This window comes from Microvirga sp. 17 mud 1-3 (genome assembly GCF_003151255.1).
Taxonomy (GTDB): Bacteria; Pseudomonadota; Alphaproteobacteria; order Rhizobiales; family Beijerinckiaceae; genus Microvirga.
This window is the reverse complement of record NZ_CP029481.1, coordinates 1053505-1069557: the sequence shown is the minus strand read 5'-3', so window position 1 is coordinate 1069557 and position 16053 is coordinate 1053505. Positions and strand designations below refer to the sequence as shown.

Here is a 16053-nt window from a genome sequence, read left to right as displayed (position 1 = left end):
GCCGCCATGTCGCAAGTAGCGCCCAACGCCGCCCTGTCTCGTACCGGAGCCCACCCCGTGTCGACCGCCACCACGCCTGCCGTCTCGGTTCACAATCTGCGCAAGAGCTTCGGCCCGCTCGAGGTGCTCAAGGGTGTTTCCCTGGAGGCCCGCGAGGGCGACGTGATCTCGATCCTCGGAGCCTCCGGATCGGGCAAGTCGACCATGCTCCGCTGCATCAACATGCTGGAAGTGCCCGATTCCGGCGAGGTGAAGATCGGCGGCGAGGCCATCCGCCTGAAGCAGACGCGGCGCGGCATGGAGCCGGCGGACCAGTCGCAGGTCGACCGCATCCGCTCCCGGGTCGCCATGGTGTTCCAGAGCTTCAATCTCTGGTCCCACATGACCATCCTTGAGAACGTCATCGAGGCGCCCGTCCACGTGCAGAAGCGCCCGAAGGCTGAATGCGTGGCGGAGGCCGAGGCCCTGCTCGAAAAGGTCGGGATCGTCGACAAGCGCAACCAGTATCCGTCGCACCTGTCAGGCGGTCAGCAGCAGCGCGCCGCCATCGCCCGCGCGCTCGCCATGCGCCCGCAGGTCATGCTCTTCGACGAGCCGACCTCGGCGCTCGATCCGGAACTCGTCGGCGAAGTGCTGCGCGTCATGCGCTCGCTCGCCGAGGAAGGACGCACTATGCTGGTCGTCACGCACGAAATGGGCTTTGCCCGCGACGTGTCGAACCGGGTCATGTTCCTGCACAAGGGCGTGGTGGAAGAGGAAGGCGCGCCGGCCGAGGTGTTCGGCGCCCCGAAATCGGAGCGCTTCAAGCAGTTCATCTCCAGCCACCGCTGAGGCGCGGGCCGGTCCTTTACCGCTGCTCGATGCGGGGCGGCTCCCGGGTCGGAGCAGGCTCCGCGTCGTGGCTCGGCGTCACGTCCCGATAGCCAGGACGCGGATAGGCGCTGCCCCAGTCCATCGGCTCGACAGGGCGGAGAGTCCGCCCCATCACGAGGCTGATGGCCGTCGGCACGGCGAGGATGAGCAGGGCCACGAGACCCCAGACGAAGACCACGGCCGCCAGCCCGAGATTGCGCAGGGCCGCGAGGCTCCACGAGAGCCACTCCACCGTTCCGGGATGGCTCGTCACCACGTCGGCATTGCGGGCCATGGTGCTGCCGAACAGGTCGATGAGGCCGTAGGCGCCCCAGGCGAGAAGGGACCAGAGGCCGACCAGGATCGCGGCGACGGACCAGGCAAGGCGTTTCATGGTCAGCGCTCGTCCATACGGGTCGCGGTGCCGTCGATGTGGCGCGGCCCGCGGCGGGCGATGCCCAGATGGCTCTCGATGATGCGCAGATTGCGCTGATTGGCTTTGAAGAACACGTCGAACACGTCTCCGGCGACCGGAATCGCCCCAAGGGCTGTATCGAGAGCGATGTTACCGATCATGCGGGCGATCTTCCAGCGCGGCAGGCCGAGCTGGTGCGCCTCCCAGACGATATAGCTCGCCAGGACGGCCGAGACGGCATCGCCCACACCCGGAACGAGACCGATCACCGCATCGAGGCCGACGCGGCGGTTCAGGCCCGGGATCAGGAAGGCGTTGTCCATCAGCCGCGCCACCAGCGTCACGCGCGCGAGCGCGTCCCCGCGGGTCGGGGCTGCAGTCTTGATGGCTTCGAAAAATGCGCCGTGCGCAGCGTTCATTCCCACTTTCTCCAGTCTGCCGCATGAGAGGGCAGGACAATGCAGAAGATGTGTGCATGAAAAGCCACGCCCGCAAGACCGATCTGGAGCAACTTTATTGCCAAGCTCCAAAGGATAAGTTCACATCTCGGGAGCGTTAGAACAGGAATTCAAGCCTGCCATTTCGAGGTGTCGAGGACTTAAGTCTCCCAGGATGGGTTGCGCTGCCCATTTTCAACCTTAACTTGCTTCGCCAGCAGCGGCAACTTAGCCGTTACATGCTCAAGAACGATAACGAAACGCAGCCATGTGCGGCGGTCGGTCGCTCATGGCTGTGCAACGGGGGCTCGCAAGGGGAGGACCCGATGAGCACCGGTTCCGATTGTCGAAACCATCGTTTCCCGCGAGAGACCATCTGTGCCGCATGCGTCGCCGGAGCGCTTCTGGCGACCACGCCGGTGGCCAGAGCCGAAGGCGAAGGAACGGCCGCCCTCGTGCCGCAATATGCCAGCCTGCCGGGGCCGGAGCGCCTGAAGGACACGGGCGTAACCGGAAGCCTGCCACGGACCGGAACGGTGCCCGCTGCGCCCCTCTTCTCCGGCTCTGTCGCCAACGGCCGCATCATGCTGAGGAGCGGTGCGCCAACCGGTTGCCTGCCGACTGCCTTGCGCGAAGTCGTGGCGGATCTCTCGGCCCGGTTCGGGACGGTCAGCATCGAATCCACACACCGGACGGTCGGGCGCAACAGGCGTGCCGGCGGCGCCGGGCATTCCCTGCATCTCGCATGCCGCGCCATGGACCTGCGCCTCCACAACCGCCAGCGCGGCGCCATGGCATATTTGCGCTCGCGTCCCGAGGTTGGGGGTCTTAAGATCTACCGGAACGGCATCATCCATATCGACAATGGATCGCGCCGAAGCTGGTAGGAGACGCATGACGACAAAGTCCGACGCACAGGCCATCGCGGCCCGCATCGCCCAGGGCCGCGGCAAGGCCGCGGCCGATCTCGTCATCACGGATGTCCGCCTGCTCGATCTGGTGACCGGTACGCTCACGCGGACCGACATCGCGATCTGCCAGGATACCGTCGTCGGCACCTATGGACGTTACCGGAGCGCCCGCACCTTCGACGGTCGCGGGCGCATCGCCGTTCCGGGATTCATCGACACGCATTTGCATGTGGAATCCTCCCTCGTCACGCCGTTCGAGTTCGACCGTTGCGTGCTGCCGCACGGCGTCACGACGGCGATCTGCGATCCGCACGAAATGGCGAATGTGCTCGGCACCGCTGCCTTCGACTATTTCCTGGCCTGCGCAGAGGGGACGATCATGGATCTGCGCGTGCAATTGTCGAGCTGCGTTCCGGCAACGCATCTCGAAACGGCGGGTGCGCGTATCGAGGCTGCCGATCTCCTGCGCTATCGCCACCACCCCAAGGTGATCGGCCTTGCGGAATTCATGAACTTTCCCGGCGTGCTCGCGGCGGACCCCGCCTGCCTCGCCAAGCTCGAGGCATTCGCAGACCGCCATATCGACGGCCATGCGCCGCTTGTGCGCGGCCTCGACCTCAACGGCTATCTGGCGGCGGGAATCCGCACCGACCACGAGACCACCAGCGCCGAGGAAGCACTGGAGAAGATCCGCAAGGGCATGACCGTCCTTATCCGCGAAGGCTCGGTCTCGAAGGACCTGCACGCCCTGGCGCCCCTTCTGTCGCTTCAGACCTCGCCCTTCCTCGCCCTGTGCACGGATGATCGCAATCCTCTCGACATCGCAGAGGAAGGGCATCTCGATTCCATGATCCGCACCTTGATCTCACTCGGGTGCGAACCGCTCGCGGCCTATCGGGCCGCATCGCTGACGGCCGCGCAGGCCTTCGGGCTGACCGACCGCGGCATGATCGCGCCCGGCAAGCGCGCCGACATCGTGCTGCTGGACGATCTCGAAACCTGCGCCGTGTCCGACGTGATCAGCGCCGGACGGCCCGTGAACGAGGCGCTGTTTGCAAGCCGCCAGCCCGTCGCGCCCATCGGCCGCAACAGCATCAAGGTCGATCCTGTTTCGGCGGAGAAATTCCGCGTTCCCGCCACCTCCGGTCCGACGCCGGTGATCGGCGTCGTTCCCGGCAGAATCATCACGGAACGGGCCTCGGCCACGCTACCCCACCAAGACGGCGCGCTTCAGCCCGATCCCGCACAGGATGTCGTGAAGGTCGCGGTCGTGGCGCGCCACGGGATTAACCGCAATATCGGCCTCGGCTTCGTGAAAGGCTTCGGCCTTAAAAAGGGAGCCATCGCGTCTTCGGTGGGCCATGACAGCCACAATATCTGCGTGGTCGGCGCAAGCGATGCCGACATGGCCGCGGCCGTCAATCGCCTGCGGGACATCGAAGGCGGCTTCGTGGTGGTCTCAGGCGGCGAGGTTCGGGCCGAGCTGGCGCTGCCCATCGCGGGGCTCATGAGCGACCGCTCCTACGAGGAGGTGCGCGATGCGCTCTACCCCTTGCGACAGGCTGCCAGAGATCTCGGCGTCACACTGCCCGAGCCTTTCCTGCAGGTGGCCTTCCTCCCCTGCCGGTTATCCCGCACCTGAAGATCACCGATTTCGGGCTCGTGGATGTTGACCGCATGGCGCTGGTCTCCTGACGAGACACAGGCCTTCTTGTCAGACCCGGCCGATCCGGAACGAGAGGGGAAAGCGTATCGTGCGCCGCCGTTCAGGGTCGCCCCAGGCGGCGGTCAGGTCCTGCGCGAAGGCATCGATGGGGGCACGGCCCAGGACTTTCTCGGCCTCCCGCACCGCCGACCAGGTATCCGCATAGCCAATGAGATCGGCGGCGCGCCATTCGGCCGTGATGGCCATGTCCGGCGCCGTCAGCTCCGTGAACGGAAAATCGAAGCCGCGATATCCCTCTTCCACATGCCGGCGCTCGGGCGGCCAGTAGGGCCCAATCACGTCCCGGTAGAAGTGCCGCACCACCGGGTCGATCTCCGGGTCCGCCCGGACCACCCCATAGGTGATGAGGGCCAGGATCCCGCCGGGCTTCGCGACGCGACGAACCTCCGCATAGAAAGCCGGAAGATCGAACCAATGCGCCGCCTGAGCGACCGTGACGAGATCGACGGAATGCTCCGGAAGCCCGCTCTTCTCGGCCGGAGCCACGCGATATGTGACCCGCTCGTGAGGCACGGCATTCTCGATCTGCCTGGCGCTCGCATCGGTCGCGACAACGGACGCAAATCTCTCGGCGAGCAGGACCGACAGCTGGCCCGTGCCGCAGCCCACGTCGAGAGCCGTCGCGGGCGTCTTGCACAGCCCCGCGAGATAATCGACGAGCGCAACCGGATAGGTCGGTCGGTGGGCCGCGTAATCGGCCGAGCGCGACGAGAAATGGTCCTTGAACGACATGGCGCGTCTCAGATCCGGGTGAATGGCGCGACCGTGATGCCGTTCGCCTCGAGCTTGGCGCGGATCGTGCGGGCCATGGCCACGGCGCTCGGCTCGTCCCCATGGACGCAGATCGTATCGATGGCGACCGGGATGCGACGGCCCGACACGCTCGTCACGGCGCCATCCTGGAGCGTGCGCAGCACCCGCTCGGCGGCCGCCTCGGCATCGTGAAGGACCGAACCCGGCTTCTTGCGGCTCGTGAGGGTGCCGTTGTCCTCGTATGTCCGGTCCGCAAAGAACTCCCGCGCGACCGGCACCCCAAGCCTCTCGGACGCCTTCTCCATGAGAAGGCCGGGCATGCACACGTTCACGAGGCCCGGATCGACGCCCTTCACGGCCCGCGCGATGGCCATGGCGAGATCCTCGTCCTCGTTCGCCATGTTGTTGAGGGCCCCATGCGCCTTTACGTAGGTCACCCGATGGCCGGCGAGTGTCGCCACCGCCTGAAGCGCACCGATCTGGTAGGCGACCATGCGCTCGATCTCTGCAGGGCTGTCTCCGCGGATCGTCCGGCGGCCGAATCCCGGCAGGTCGTTGAAGCCCGGATGCGCCCCGATGGCGACGCCGTTTCGGCGCGCCGTCTCGGCGGTCCGGAACATGATGTTCGGATCGCCCGCATGGAAGCCGCACGCGATGTTGGCGGACGAGACGATGTCGAGCATTGCCGCGTCGTCTCCCATAGGCCAGGGCCCGAAGCCCTCGCCCATGTCGCAGTTGAGATCGATCGTCTTGTTCATACCAGGACCGGTTTCGCGTTCTGCGCGCCGACGTGGAAGACGCGCTTGTAATGCTCGATCTCCGCCTTCGGGCCCATGGCCTTGGTGGGATTGTCGGAGAGTTTCACCGTCGGCCTGCCGTCGGCCGAGATGACCTTGCAGACGATGGAGATGGGGTCGAGCCCGCCATTCGGGACGAAGCCGCGGAAATCGTTGGTCAGGAGGGTTCCCCAACCATAGCCGATGCGCATGCGCCCCCAGAAGTGCCGATGGATGCGCTGGATCACGTCGACATCGAGCCCATCGGAGAAGATTGCGAGCTTCTCCTTGGGGTTCTGGCCGCGCTCCAGCCACCAGGCGATCGCCTCCTCGCCACCCTCGATGGGGTCCTTGGAATCGATGCGGATACCCGTCCAGGCTGCGACCCAGTCCGGAGCGTTGCGCAGGAAATTGGAAGTGCCGTACGTGTCCGGCAGGATGATGCGCAGATTGCCTTCGTAATCGCTCTGCCAATCGGCCAGCACCCGGTAGGGCGCCATGGCCATCTCCTGGTCGTTGTCGGCGAGCGCCGTATAGACCATCGGCAGCTCATGAGCGTTGGTGCCCACCGCCTCCACCTCGCGCCGCATGGCGATGAGGCAGTTGGACGTGCCGAGGAAGGCCGGCCCCAACCCCTCGATCATGGCCTGCACGCACCAATCCTGCCAGAGGAAGCCATGGCGGCGGCGCGTGCCGAAATCCGTGATGGAGAGGTCAGGCAGGGATTTGAGCTGCTGGATCTTCTCCCAGACCCGGGTCATGGCCCGTGCATAGAGGACCTGGAGCTCGAACTTGCCCATGCCCTTCAGCACGCCGCGGGAGCGCAGCTCGTTCAGGATGGCGAGCGCCGGGATCTCCCACATGGTGGTCTCGATCCAGGGGCCGTGGAAGGTGAGCACATATTGCCCGTCCTCCTTCTCCAGGAGGTATTCGGGAAAGCGGAAGGTCTCCAGCCAGTCCATGAATTCCGGCGAGAACATCTGCCGCTTGCCGTAGAACGTGTTGCCCCGCAGCCATGTGGACTCGCCCCGGGTCAAGGACAGGGAGCGCACATGGTCGAGCTGCTCGCGCAATTCGCCCATGTCGATGATCTCCGCGAGGCGGATGCGGGTCGTGCGGTTCTGGATACCGAAGGTGACCTGGACGTCCCGGTGGCGACGAAAGATCGTCTGCGCCATCAGGAGCTTGTAGAAATCCGTGTCGAGAACGGACCGAACGATCGGGTCGATTTTCCAGGTGTGGTTATAGACCCTGGTCGCAATGTCCACCATCGCCTGCTCCTTGCGGCCATCAGGAAGGCAGGACCATAGCGAAGCGCCGCCCGCGATGAAAGAGCGGGCGGCGGCATCCGGTCATGCGTGCAGGGCAAGGCCAAGCTTTGCCAGGATCAGCGCAGGTTGACCTTCTCCTGCTCGCCGATATCGGTCGGCGGCTTCCCGGTGACGGCCGCCTTCGCGTAGCCGTAGAGATGGACCAGGGTCGAGGACGGGCTGTCCCAGTACTCGCCCCTCGCTGGATGGACTCGCACGAGCGCGATGGAGGGATCGTCCTTCCCATCCGGGAACCAAGCCCTGAGGGGCTCCGACCACTTGTCGTCGATGGTCGCCTTGTCCCGGACGATCTCGGCCTTGCCGGAAACCGAAACGTAATTCTGCTTCTCGGGATTCGAATATGCGAGATTGACCTCGTTATCCCGGGAAATCTCCGTCATCTTCGGAGATTGCACCTTAGTGAAGAACCACAGATCGCCGTGCTCATCCGCCTCTATGCTATACATGGGACGGCTGTGGAGTGTGCCGTCCGTGTCGAGGGTCGTCATCATGGCGATCCTCATGTCCTTGATCATCTCGTAAAGCTTCTGGGCATGGGGGTCGTCGTGGCCATGCTGGTGCATTATCGTCTCCTCAGGTCTATTCCATATGGTCGGAACGGAAGCCGGTAAGCGCGGATACGCTCCATCGCGCGCCGAGAGGACGCGAAGGCCCCGTCCCTGCGGCTCGGTGGTCAACGGACAAGGTGGGCTTTTGTTCGCGTCTCGCGACAGGAGGACACCTTAACGGGCGGCCGTTCACCCGTTACATGACGGGCGGGATCATCGGACCTTGAGTCCGGGAAGGAGACGAGCGTGGCGATCACCCGTGAAGACGTATTGAAGGCCCTTGCGACATTGCCGGTCGACGCAGGCGGCACCGGGCTCGTGGCCTCGGGACGCCTGTCCGAGATCCTGATCGACGAAAACGCGCGCGTGATGTTCTCCATCTACGTGGAGCCCGCGGAGGCACCCGCCATGGAGCAGGTGCGCCAAGCGGCGCAGAACGCCGTTCAGGGCTTGCCGGGCGTGAAGGGCGTCTTCGCCACCCTGACGGCCGAGCGCCCTGCAGGCTCCACGCCGCCGCCGAGATCCGCAGAGCCACGCCGCCCCCATGCGGCACAGGCGCGGAACCAGAAGATCCCCGGCGTCACCCATGTGATCGCCGTCGCGTCCGGCAAGGGTGGCGTCGGGAAATCGACTACTGCCTGCAACCTGGCCCTGGCGCTGCAATCCTTAGGGCTCAGGGTGGGGCTGCTCGATGCGGATATCTACGGTCCCTCGATGCCCAAGCTGCTCGGCATCCACGGCAAGCCGAAGGTGCTCGAGAACCGGGTTCTCGAGCCCATGGAGGCCTACGGGCTCAAGGTGATGTCCATCGGCTTCCTGGTGGACGAAGAAGCCGCGATGATCTGGCGTGGGCCCATGGTCATGTCGGCCATCACGCAGATGCTGCGCGAGGTCGCCTGGGGAGACCTGGACGTGCTCGTGGTCGACATGCCGCCCGGCACGGGCGACGCCCAGTTGACCATGGCGCAATCCACGCCCCTGGCCGGAGCCGTCATCGTTTCAACCCCGCAAGACCTTGCCCTGATCGATGCCCGGCGGGGCGTGTCCATGTTCAAGCGCGTGGAGATCCCAATCCTCGGCATCGTCGAGAACATGGCGACCTTCGTGTGCCCCCATTGCGGCCAGTCCTCCCATATCTTCGGCCATGGCGGCGCCCGGATGGAGGCGGAGCGTCTCGGCGTGCCGTTCCTCGGCGAGGTGCCTCTCAACATGTCGATCCGCGAGCTTTCGGACGCAGGCCGCCCCGTGGTTGCGGTCGATCCGGAGGGTCCCCATGCCCGGATCTACAAGGATATGGCCCGGAAGGTAGCCGAGGCCCTCACGGGCGCGAGCGGCGTACGCCCTCCCCCGCGCATCGTCATCGAGTAAGGGGCGATGCCGGAGCCCATCCCCGGCCCCCGGACCGTCGGGGCGATCCTTGCGGGCGGCCTCGGGACCCGAATGGGCGGGCGCGACAAGGTTCTGATGCGCCTGGGAGGCGAAACCCTGCTCCGGCACATCGTCCGGCGCCTTGAGCCCCAATGCGGTGGCCTGATCCTGAACGCCAATGGAGACCCGTCGCGGTTCACGGGCATCTCCCTGCCCCTCGTCCCCGACATCCTACCAGGTCATGCCGGCCCGCTCGCAGGGCTGCTTTCAGCCCTCGACTGGGCCCTGGCCCATCGGCCGGAGGCCGAGTGGGTGGTGACGGTGCCGGGCGATACGCCCTTCCTTCCGGAGGATCTCGTGATGCGCCTTCACGCAGCTCGCCAAGATGCAGGCCTGCCGCTGGCCTGCGCCGAGTCCGGCGATAGGCTCCATCCGGCCGTAGGATTATGGCCTGTCGCCCTCAGGGACGATTTGCATCATGCCCTAACGGAAGAGAACGTCCGCAGCGTTCGCGGCTGGGCGGAGCGACACGGCTACGCCCGCGCCGTGTGGCCGGCGACGCCGACAGACCCCTTCTTCAACATCAACACCCCGGAGGATCTCGCGGCCGCCGAGGCCCTCCTGTTGGAACCGACGCATGATTGAGCTCGACCTGTCCGGCCTGAAATGCCCCCTGCCCGTCCTGCGAACACGCAAGGCGCTCCTCGGCCTTACGGCCGGCGAACGGCTGAAGGTCACGTGCACCGACCCCCTGGCAGGCATCGACCTGCCGAACCTCGTGCGCGAGACCGGAGACGTGCTGGAGAGCCAGCACACAGATGAACGCCGGATCGTCTTCACGATCCGCAAGATCTGACGCCAAAAAAAGGCCCGGCAGGGGCCGGGCCTTTTTCGGCGAAACTTCCGCTTAGTCGTTGTTACGGAGCGAGTCCTTCAGTCCGCCGACGGAATTCTGAATCTTGCCGGCAGCCTTGTCCATCTTGCCCTCGGATTCGAGCTTGGTGTCGCCAACCGCCTTGCCGACGCCTTCCTTGATGCTGCCTTTGATGTTCTTCATGCTGCCTTCGACGCGATCCTTGTCCATCTTCATTCTCCTGTTGTTGAAAGGCTCCCGGGGCGAACGCACGAAACGGCCAAGGGTTTCTTCATCAGGATGACGCACCGCCGCGGTAAGGCCCTCCGGAGGTGGGCTGGGACCTCCCGAAGCGTTCTTAAGGCACTCCTCCCTATATGAGGGGCGACACAGCCAAGCTTAGCGATTAGCAGCAATTTGGCCCTCGCTAGCCGGGGCCGAGAACAATTACCTCGGCCGGATTGAACCAACTCGAAATCATAACGTTATATCTTTAAATTCCCAAAGAGTTCCTCTGTGTCGGATCATCGGACACCTTCCAACCATTCCTCCGCCTCTTCTCGGCAGAACGGCACCGATCCCTCGCAGGATCCTGTCCGGAACCTGGACCGTATGGCCCTTCTGGCGCACCAACTGGTGACGCCGCTCTCCACCATTTCGGCCCTGGCGCAGGGCTTGATGCGTCGCTCGGAGAATCTCGGCGCCGAGGAGATCAGGGACCGCGGCGAGAAGATCTGGCGCGCCAGCCGCCGCCTCCAGGAACTGATCGAGACGATCATGTCCTACACACGGGCGAATGCGGGCGCGATCACGCTGAACCCGAGCGTCTTCAACCTGAAGAGCCTGGTACAGCGCGTCTGCCGGGAACAGAGGCAGCAGCAACAGAGCCGCACCTTCCGGCTTTCGACGGAGGATTTGCCGGACAGGTTCCTGGGGGACCCGGTGCTCATCGAGCAGGCCCTCGTGATCGTGCTGTCGAACGCCATGAAGTACTCGCCCCTCGACAGGCCCATCACCGTTACGGGCCACGCGGACGAGCATGAAATCCGCATCGGCATAGAGGACGAGGGGATCGGCGTACCCGAGCGGGATCTGCCGTTCCTCATGCAGCCCTTCTTCAGGGCGCGCAATGCCAAGCACGTGCCAGGGACGGGCCTAGGCTTAAGCCTCGTCTGGCACATCCTTCAGCTGCACGGGGGCACGACACGGATCGACAGCACGGAAGGCCACGGCACGACCATCACGCTGGTCTTGCCCCGAGCCGAAGGAGACGACAGGGGGAGCGGGATCTGACGAAGGACAACGCCTCGATCAGCCGCGCACCAGGATGCAGCGGAAATCGTTGACGTTCGTGAGGGTCGGCCCCGTGATGACAAGGCGACCCAAGGCCGAGAACGCCGTGTAAGCATCGTTGTCCGCCAGAGCGGCATTCAGGTCGATCCCCTGTCCGCGCGCCGCCTCCAGAAGGCCCCCGTCGAACCAGGCGCCCGCATTGTCCTCGGAGCCGTCGATCCCATCCGTGTCGCAAGCGAGGCCCGCTAAGGCGGGCTCCCCCTCGAGAGAGAGGGCCAGGGACAACAGGAACTCTGCATTGCGCCCGCCGCGCCCCTTCCCTCGGACCGTAACCGTGGTCTCGCCGCCTGAGAGGATCACGCAAGGCGGCCTCACGGGATCGCCATGCCGCAGGGCCGAGCGCGCGATGCCAGCCATCACGCGGCCGACCTCCCTCGCCTCGCCCTCGATGGCATCGCCGAGGATCAGCGGTGAGAGCCCGAAATCGCGGGCGCGCTGGGCCGCAGCATCGAGGGCCATTTTCGGGGTCGCCAGCATATGGACCTCTCCGCCCGAAATCCCGCCCTCCAGCCTGTTGCGCCGGATCACGTCGATCACCTGGTTGGGAACGTCGATGGCGTAGCGCCGCAGGATCGCGAGCACCTCCTCCGCGTCGACGGGCTCGGGGATCGTTGGGCCCGAGCCGATGCTGCCCGGATCGTCGCCAGGCACGTCCGAGATCAGGTATGTGACCACCCGCGCCGGGCTTGCGGCCGCCGCGAGGCGCCCGCCCTTGATGGCCGAGAGGGCCTTGCGTACCCGGTTCATCTCTCCGATCGGCGCGCCGGAGCGCAGGAGCGCGCGGTTGATCTCCTGCTTGTCCGCCAGAGTAAGGCCTTCCGCCGGCAGGGACAGGAGCGCCGATGCTCCGCCGGAGATCAGGCAGACCACGAGATCCTCAGGGCCTGCCTCCTGGGCGAGCGCCAGGATCCGTCGGGCAGCCTCCAGCCCGGCCTCATCGGGTACCGGATGTGCCGCCTCGACGATCTCCACGAAGCGCGTCGGCACGCCATGCCCGTAGCGGGTAACCACGAGCCCCTCGCAGGTGCCGCCCACTTGCGTCCAGGCCTCCTCGAAGGCCGCCGCCATGCGGGCCGAGGCCTTTCCGGCCCCCAGGACGATGGTTCGTCCCTTCGGCCGGTCCGGCAGTTGTCCGTCGAACTTCCCGTCAGGCAGCGCAGCCTGTAGGGCCGCATCGAACAGGGCATGAAGGATGTCGGCATCGTTGTGCATGGAAGACCTTGCGGCGGGGCGTCAGGTGAGACGAAACGGGACGCGCATGACGTGGCGATAGACTTCCCCAGGCCTGAGAAGGGCTGACGGGAAATGCGGCACGTTCGGGGAATTGGGATAGTTCTGGGTTTCCAGAGCAAAACCGGCATGCTTGCCATAAGGAACGCCGCCCTTGCCGACGGCCGGCAGCGCCTTGAAATGGTTCGCCGTATAGAGCTGCACGCCCGGCTGGTCGGTCCAGATTTCGAGGGCGCGGCCGGATACCGGATCGACAGCCCGTGCCGCTCGGCGCAGGGTCCCGGCGGCGCCGTTCAGGCAGAAATTGTGGTCGTAGCCTCCCTCGAGCAATTGGGCGCGGTCATCCATGAAGGCCCCGATGGGCCGCTCCTGGCTGAAGTCGAAAGCCGTACCGGCCACCGGCGCGAGGATACCAGTCGGGATCTTGCCCTGGCCGACCGGCGTGTAGCGGTCGGCCTCGATGGCAAGAAGCTGGTCGCGCACATGGCCCGATCCGTGCCCCGCGAGGTTCCAGTAGCCGTGATAGGCGAGGTTCATCACGGTCGGCCGGTCGGTCGTCGCCTCCATGACGATCTCCAGGGCCGGATCGTCGAGGAGGCGATAGGTGACGGTGGCCGTCACGGCCCCGGGATAACCCTCGTCTCCATCGGGCCGGTGGAGGGTCAGCTGCAGGGCCCGGCCGGCGCTGTCCGGCTCGGCGTTCCAGATCCGCTTGCCGAAGCCCTTGTAACCGCCATGCAGATGGTTCGGGGGCTCGTTCGGCGAGAGCTCGAAGTCCTCGCCGTCAATGGTCAGACGGGCATCCGCAATGCGATTGGCATAGCGCCCGCAGATCGCCCCCGCCGAACCGCGAAAGCGCAGGTAGGAGTCGAGGTCGTCATAGCCGAGGACGATGTCGGCGCTTCGTCCGGACCGGTCAGGAACGTGCAGCTCGCTGAGGATCGCCCCATAGGTGATGATCCGCGCCCTGAGGGGCCCGGCCTCGAGGGCATAGGACTCGACGGCCTGTCCGTCGATGCTCCCGAAGGCTCTTCGTTCGATGCTCATGCCTGCCTCTTTGGGCTTGGCCGATTGGAAATGTTGCAAGCTGGACAGGATTTGTGGGACATACCACATCCATCCGCTTGATCCGCCAATCCGCGGCCTTTAGCGTCCCGGCCAACCTTACCGACATCCCCTCCCATGAAAAGCCGTCCCATGCCGATGTCCCGCCTGTCTTTCGCCTGCCATATCCTTACGGGAGGTCGCGCATGAAGCCCTTGTCGGAATTCTCCCTCGACCAGGCCCGCTCGGTCCGCATCGTCCTGTCGGATATCGACGACACGATCACGTCCGAGGGCATGTTGACTGCCTCCGCCTATGGAGCCCTCGAGGCACTGCACCGGGCCGGTTTCGTGGTCATCCCGGTGACGGGCCGCCCCGCGGGCTGGTGCGACCACATCGCCCGCATGTGGCCGGTGGACGCGGTGGTGGGCGAGAACGGCGCCTTCTATTTCCGGTATGACCGGGCCGCGAAGAAGATGCACCAGCACTTCTGGGCGAGCGCACAGGAGCGCCACCAGAACCGCACCCGGCTCGAAGCGATCGAAAAGGAGGTCCTCTCGACCGTGCCGGGAGCCGCCCTCGCCAGTGACCAGGCCTACCGGGTCGCGGACCTCGCGGTCGATTTCTGCGAGGACGTTCCGCCCCTGCCGGAAAGCGAGGTGGACCGGATCGTCTCGATTTTCGAGCGGGCGGGCGCCCAGGCCAAGGTCAGCTCGATCCACGTCAACGGCTGGTTCGGGGCCTACGACAAGCTGAGCATGGCGAAGACCCTCCTGGCCGACGTCTATGGGCTCGACTGGGATGCGGCGCGGGCAAGCGTGGTCTATGCGGGCGATTCCCCCAATGACGAACCCATGTTCGCGGCCTTTCCCATGAGCGTCGGGGTCGCCAATATCGGCGCCTTCGTGCACCGCCTGAAGAGCAGGCCGGCCTATGTGACGTCCGGCCATTCAGGCGAGGGTTTCGCAGAGCTCGCAGCCCTGCTGCTCCGGGCGAAGGAGACCTCCGGCTCCTGAAGCCTCGCTCCTCGCGAAAGGCATAAAGCCTCCTAAGCTCTGCGACTTAAGGATGAACCCCGACCGCATTGCAGGGCCGAAAAGTCCCCCTAACCTTTCTTGACCGCTGCTCCGGGTGGTTCCACCATGAGGGCATAACAGACCCGGCCCAGCCGGGCAGCGTCACAGAGAGGGAAGGAAGCCGATGAGCGTTCTCAAGAAGGTCCTATTCGCTTTGAGCTGCACCGTGCTGGCGCCATCCGCCCACGCGCAGCAGGTGTCGGACAATGTGGTCAAGATCGGCATTCTGAACGATCAGTCGGGGGTCTATGCCGATTTCGGCGGCAAGTCCTCGGTCGAGGCGGCCCGCATGGCCGTGGAGGATTTCGGCGGCAAGGTGCTCGGCGCACCCATCGAGATCGTCAGTGCAGATCACCAGAACAAGCCGGACGTCGCCTCCAGCATCGCGCGCCAATGGTACGATACCGAGAAGGTCGATGCGATCATGGAGCTGACGACCTCCTCGGTTGCCCTTGCGGTCCAGGGCCTGTCCAAGGAAAAGAAGAAGATCGACATCGTCACGGGCGCCGCCACGACGGACCTCACCGGCAAGCAATGCTCTCCTTACGGCTTCCACTGGGCCTATGACACCCACGCCCTCGCGGTCGGCACGGGCGGCGCGCTGGTGCAGAACGGCGGCAATAAATGGTTCTTCCTCACGGCGGATTACGCCTTCGGCTATTCTCTTGAGGAGGAAACTTCGAAATTCGTGAAGGCCAAGGGCGGTCAGGTGGTCGGCTCGGTCCGCCACCCGCTCAGCACCAACGATTTCTCGTCCTTCCTGCTTCAAGCCCAGAGCTCCGGCGCCAACGTGATCGGCCTTGCGAATGCGGGGCTCGACACCTCCAACGCCATCAAGCAGGCCTCCGAATTCGGCATCACGCAAGGGGGCCAGCGTCTCGCGGCGCTGCTCTTCACCCTGGCCGAAGTGCATGGACTCGGCCTGAAGGCCGCCCAGGGCCTGACGCTCACGGAAGGCTGGTACTGGGACCAGAGCGACGAGAACCGCGCCTTCGCCAAGCGCTTCATGGATCGCACCGGCCGGATGCCGAACATGATCCATATGGGGACCTACTCGTCCGTGCTGCAGTATCTGAAGGCCATCCAGAAGACCGGCACGGACGCCACCGAGCCGGTCGCCAAGGCCCTGCATGAGATGCCGGTCGAGGACGTCTTCGCCAAAAAGGGCAAGGTCCTGCCCAACGGCCGCATGGTCTACGACATGTATCTCTTCCAGGTGAAGAGCCCGGACGAGAGCAAGAGCGAGTGGGACATGTACAAGCAGCTCGCCAAGGTCCCGGGCGACGAGGCTTTCCTCAAGGCCTCCGAGAGCGGTTGCTCGCTGACTCAGTGAGCCCCTGCCCTGTCGTGCGAGGGGACGGTGCCACCGTTCCCTCCATT

Annotated in this window: 17 protein-coding genes and 1 pseudogene; 9 read left to right on the top strand and 9 right to left on the bottom strand. The window is 65.2% G+C overall.

Going from position 1 to position 16053, the window contains the following annotated elements; genetic code table 11:
• Nucleotides 1-6 precede the first annotated feature (6 nt).
• Nucleotides 7-831 (top strand): ABC transporter ATP-binding protein, encoded by an 825-nt coding sequence (locus C4E04_RS04950; protein ID WP_371682052.1) that lies wholly within the window; start codon nt 7-9, stop codon nt 829-831.
• 16 nt (nt 832-847) lie between these two features.
• Here C4E04_RS04950 and C4E04_RS04945 read toward each other — a convergent pair whose 3' ends face one another.
• Both C4E04_RS04945 and C4E04_RS04940 read right to left on the bottom strand, forming a co-directional pair.
• Nucleotides 848-1246, bottom strand: a complete 399-nt coding sequence (locus tag C4E04_RS04945) for a hypothetical protein (protein ID WP_109595500.1) — start codon at nt 1244-1246, stop codon at nt 848-850.
• Between the two features lie 2 nt (nt 1247-1248).
• Nucleotides 1249-1686 (bottom strand): DUF4112 domain-containing protein, encoded by a 438-nt coding sequence (locus tag C4E04_RS04940; protein WP_109595497.1) that lies wholly within the window; start codon nt 1684-1686, stop codon nt 1249-1251.
• A gap of 344 nt (nt 1687-2030) precedes the next feature.
• On the opposite strand from C4E04_RS04940, the gene C4E04_RS04935 reads away from it, so the two are divergent.
• Together C4E04_RS04935 and ade are read left to right on the top strand one after the other, a co-directional pair.
• Complete coding sequence (locus tag C4E04_RS04935) at nt 2031-2591, top strand: D-Ala-D-Ala carboxypeptidase family metallohydrolase (protein WP_162559286.1); 561 nt, start codon at nt 2031-2033, stop codon at nt 2589-2591.
• A gap of 7 nt (nt 2592-2598) precedes the next feature.
• Nucleotides 2599-4310 (top strand): annotated as a pseudogene (gene ade, locus C4E04_RS04930) (adenine deaminase).
• 19 nt (nt 4311-4329) lie between these two features.
• Here the strand turns inward: ade and C4E04_RS04925 are convergent.
• From C4E04_RS04925 to C4E04_RS04910, 4 genes are all read right to left on the bottom strand, one after another.
• Nucleotides 4330-5073, bottom strand: a complete 744-nt coding sequence (locus tag C4E04_RS04925; RefSeq protein ID WP_109595493.1) for a class I SAM-dependent methyltransferase — start codon at nt 5071-5073, stop codon at nt 4330-4332.
• Nucleotides 5074-5081: 8 nt separating this feature from the next.
• Complete coding sequence (locus C4E04_RS04920) at nt 5082-5852, bottom strand: LamB/YcsF family protein (protein ID WP_109595491.1); 771 nt, start codon at nt 5850-5852, stop codon at nt 5082-5084.
• Nucleotides 5849-7141 carry a nicotinate phosphoribosyltransferase gene (gene pncB / locus C4E04_RS04915; protein WP_109595489.1) on the bottom strand — a complete coding sequence of 431 codons (1293 nt, stop codon included), beginning with the start codon at nt 7139-7141 and terminating at the stop codon, nt 5849-5851. The genes C4E04_RS04920 and pncB overlap by 4 nt, the downstream gene beginning before the upstream one ends.
• A 116-nt stretch (nt 7142-7257) precedes the next feature.
• On the bottom strand, nt 7258-7764 hold the full coding sequence (locus C4E04_RS04910; RefSeq protein ID WP_109595487.1) for a pyridoxamine 5'-phosphate oxidase family protein: 507 nt from the start codon (nt 7762-7764) through the stop codon (nt 7258-7260).
• A 231-nt stretch (nt 7765-7995) separates the two neighbouring features.
• On the opposite strand from C4E04_RS04910, the gene C4E04_RS04905 reads away from it, so the two are divergent.
• From C4E04_RS04905 to C4E04_RS04895, 3 genes are read left to right on the top strand one after another with little or no spacing between them, the layout of a single operon-like run.
• A complete protein-coding gene (locus C4E04_RS04905) occupies nt 7996-9117 on the top strand; it encodes an Mrp/NBP35 family ATP-binding protein (protein WP_109595485.1) in 1122 nt (373 codons plus the stop codon).
• Between the two features lie 6 nt (nt 9118-9123).
• On the top strand, nt 9124-9762 hold the full coding sequence (mobA, locus tag C4E04_RS04900) for a molybdenum cofactor guanylyltransferase MobA (RefSeq protein WP_109595483.1): 639 nt from the start codon (nt 9124-9126) through the stop codon (nt 9760-9762).
• The gene (locus C4E04_RS04895) at nt 9755-9973 is read left to right on the top strand and encodes a sulfurtransferase TusA family protein (RefSeq protein WP_109595481.1); all 219 of its coding nucleotides are present in this window, start codon (nt 9755-9757) and stop codon (nt 9971-9973) included. Before mobA ends, C4E04_RS04895 begins: the two co-directional genes overlap by 8 nt.
• A gap of 51 nt (nt 9974-10024) precedes the next feature.
• On the opposite strand, the gene C4E04_RS04890 is transcribed toward C4E04_RS04895, so the two are convergent.
• A complete protein-coding gene (locus C4E04_RS04890; protein ID WP_109595479.1) occupies nt 10025-10201 on the bottom strand; it encodes a CsbD family protein in 177 nt (58 codons plus the stop codon).
• A 381-nt stretch (nt 10202-10582) separates the two neighbouring features.
• Between C4E04_RS04890 and C4E04_RS04885 the strand changes: the two genes are divergently transcribed.
• Nucleotides 10583-11263 (top strand): sensor histidine kinase KdpD, encoded by a 681-nt coding sequence (locus C4E04_RS04885; protein ID WP_109595477.1) that lies wholly within the window; start codon nt 10583-10585, stop codon nt 11261-11263.
• Between the two features lie 18 nt (nt 11264-11281).
• Here the strand turns inward: C4E04_RS04885 and C4E04_RS04880 are convergent, their stop codons facing one another.
• Together C4E04_RS04880 and C4E04_RS04875 are read right to left on the bottom strand one after the other, a co-directional pair.
• Nucleotides 11282-12535, bottom strand: coding sequence for a glycerate kinase (locus C4E04_RS04880; RefSeq protein ID WP_109595475.1), 1254 nt, complete (start codon nt 12533-12535; stop codon nt 11282-11284).
• 21 nt (nt 12536-12556) lie between these two features.
• Entirely contained in the window at nt 12557-13600 is a 1044-nt protein-coding gene (locus tag C4E04_RS04875) for an aldose epimerase family protein (RefSeq protein ID WP_109595473.1), read from the bottom strand.
• A gap of 203 nt (nt 13601-13803) precedes the next feature.
• Here C4E04_RS04875 and C4E04_RS04870 point away from each other — a divergent pair, with 203 nt between their 5' ends.
• Together C4E04_RS04870 and C4E04_RS04865 are read left to right on the top strand one after the other, a co-directional pair.
• The gene (locus tag C4E04_RS04870) at nt 13804-14613 is read left to right on the top strand and encodes an HAD family hydrolase (RefSeq protein ID WP_109595471.1); all 810 of its coding nucleotides are present in this window, start codon (nt 13804-13806) and stop codon (nt 14611-14613) included.
• A 184-nt stretch (nt 14614-14797) separates the two neighbouring features.
• A complete protein-coding gene (locus C4E04_RS04865) occupies nt 14798-16006 on the top strand; it encodes an ABC transporter substrate-binding protein (RefSeq protein WP_109595469.1) in 1209 nt (402 codons plus the stop codon).
• Nucleotides 16007-16053: the final 47 nt, after the last annotated feature.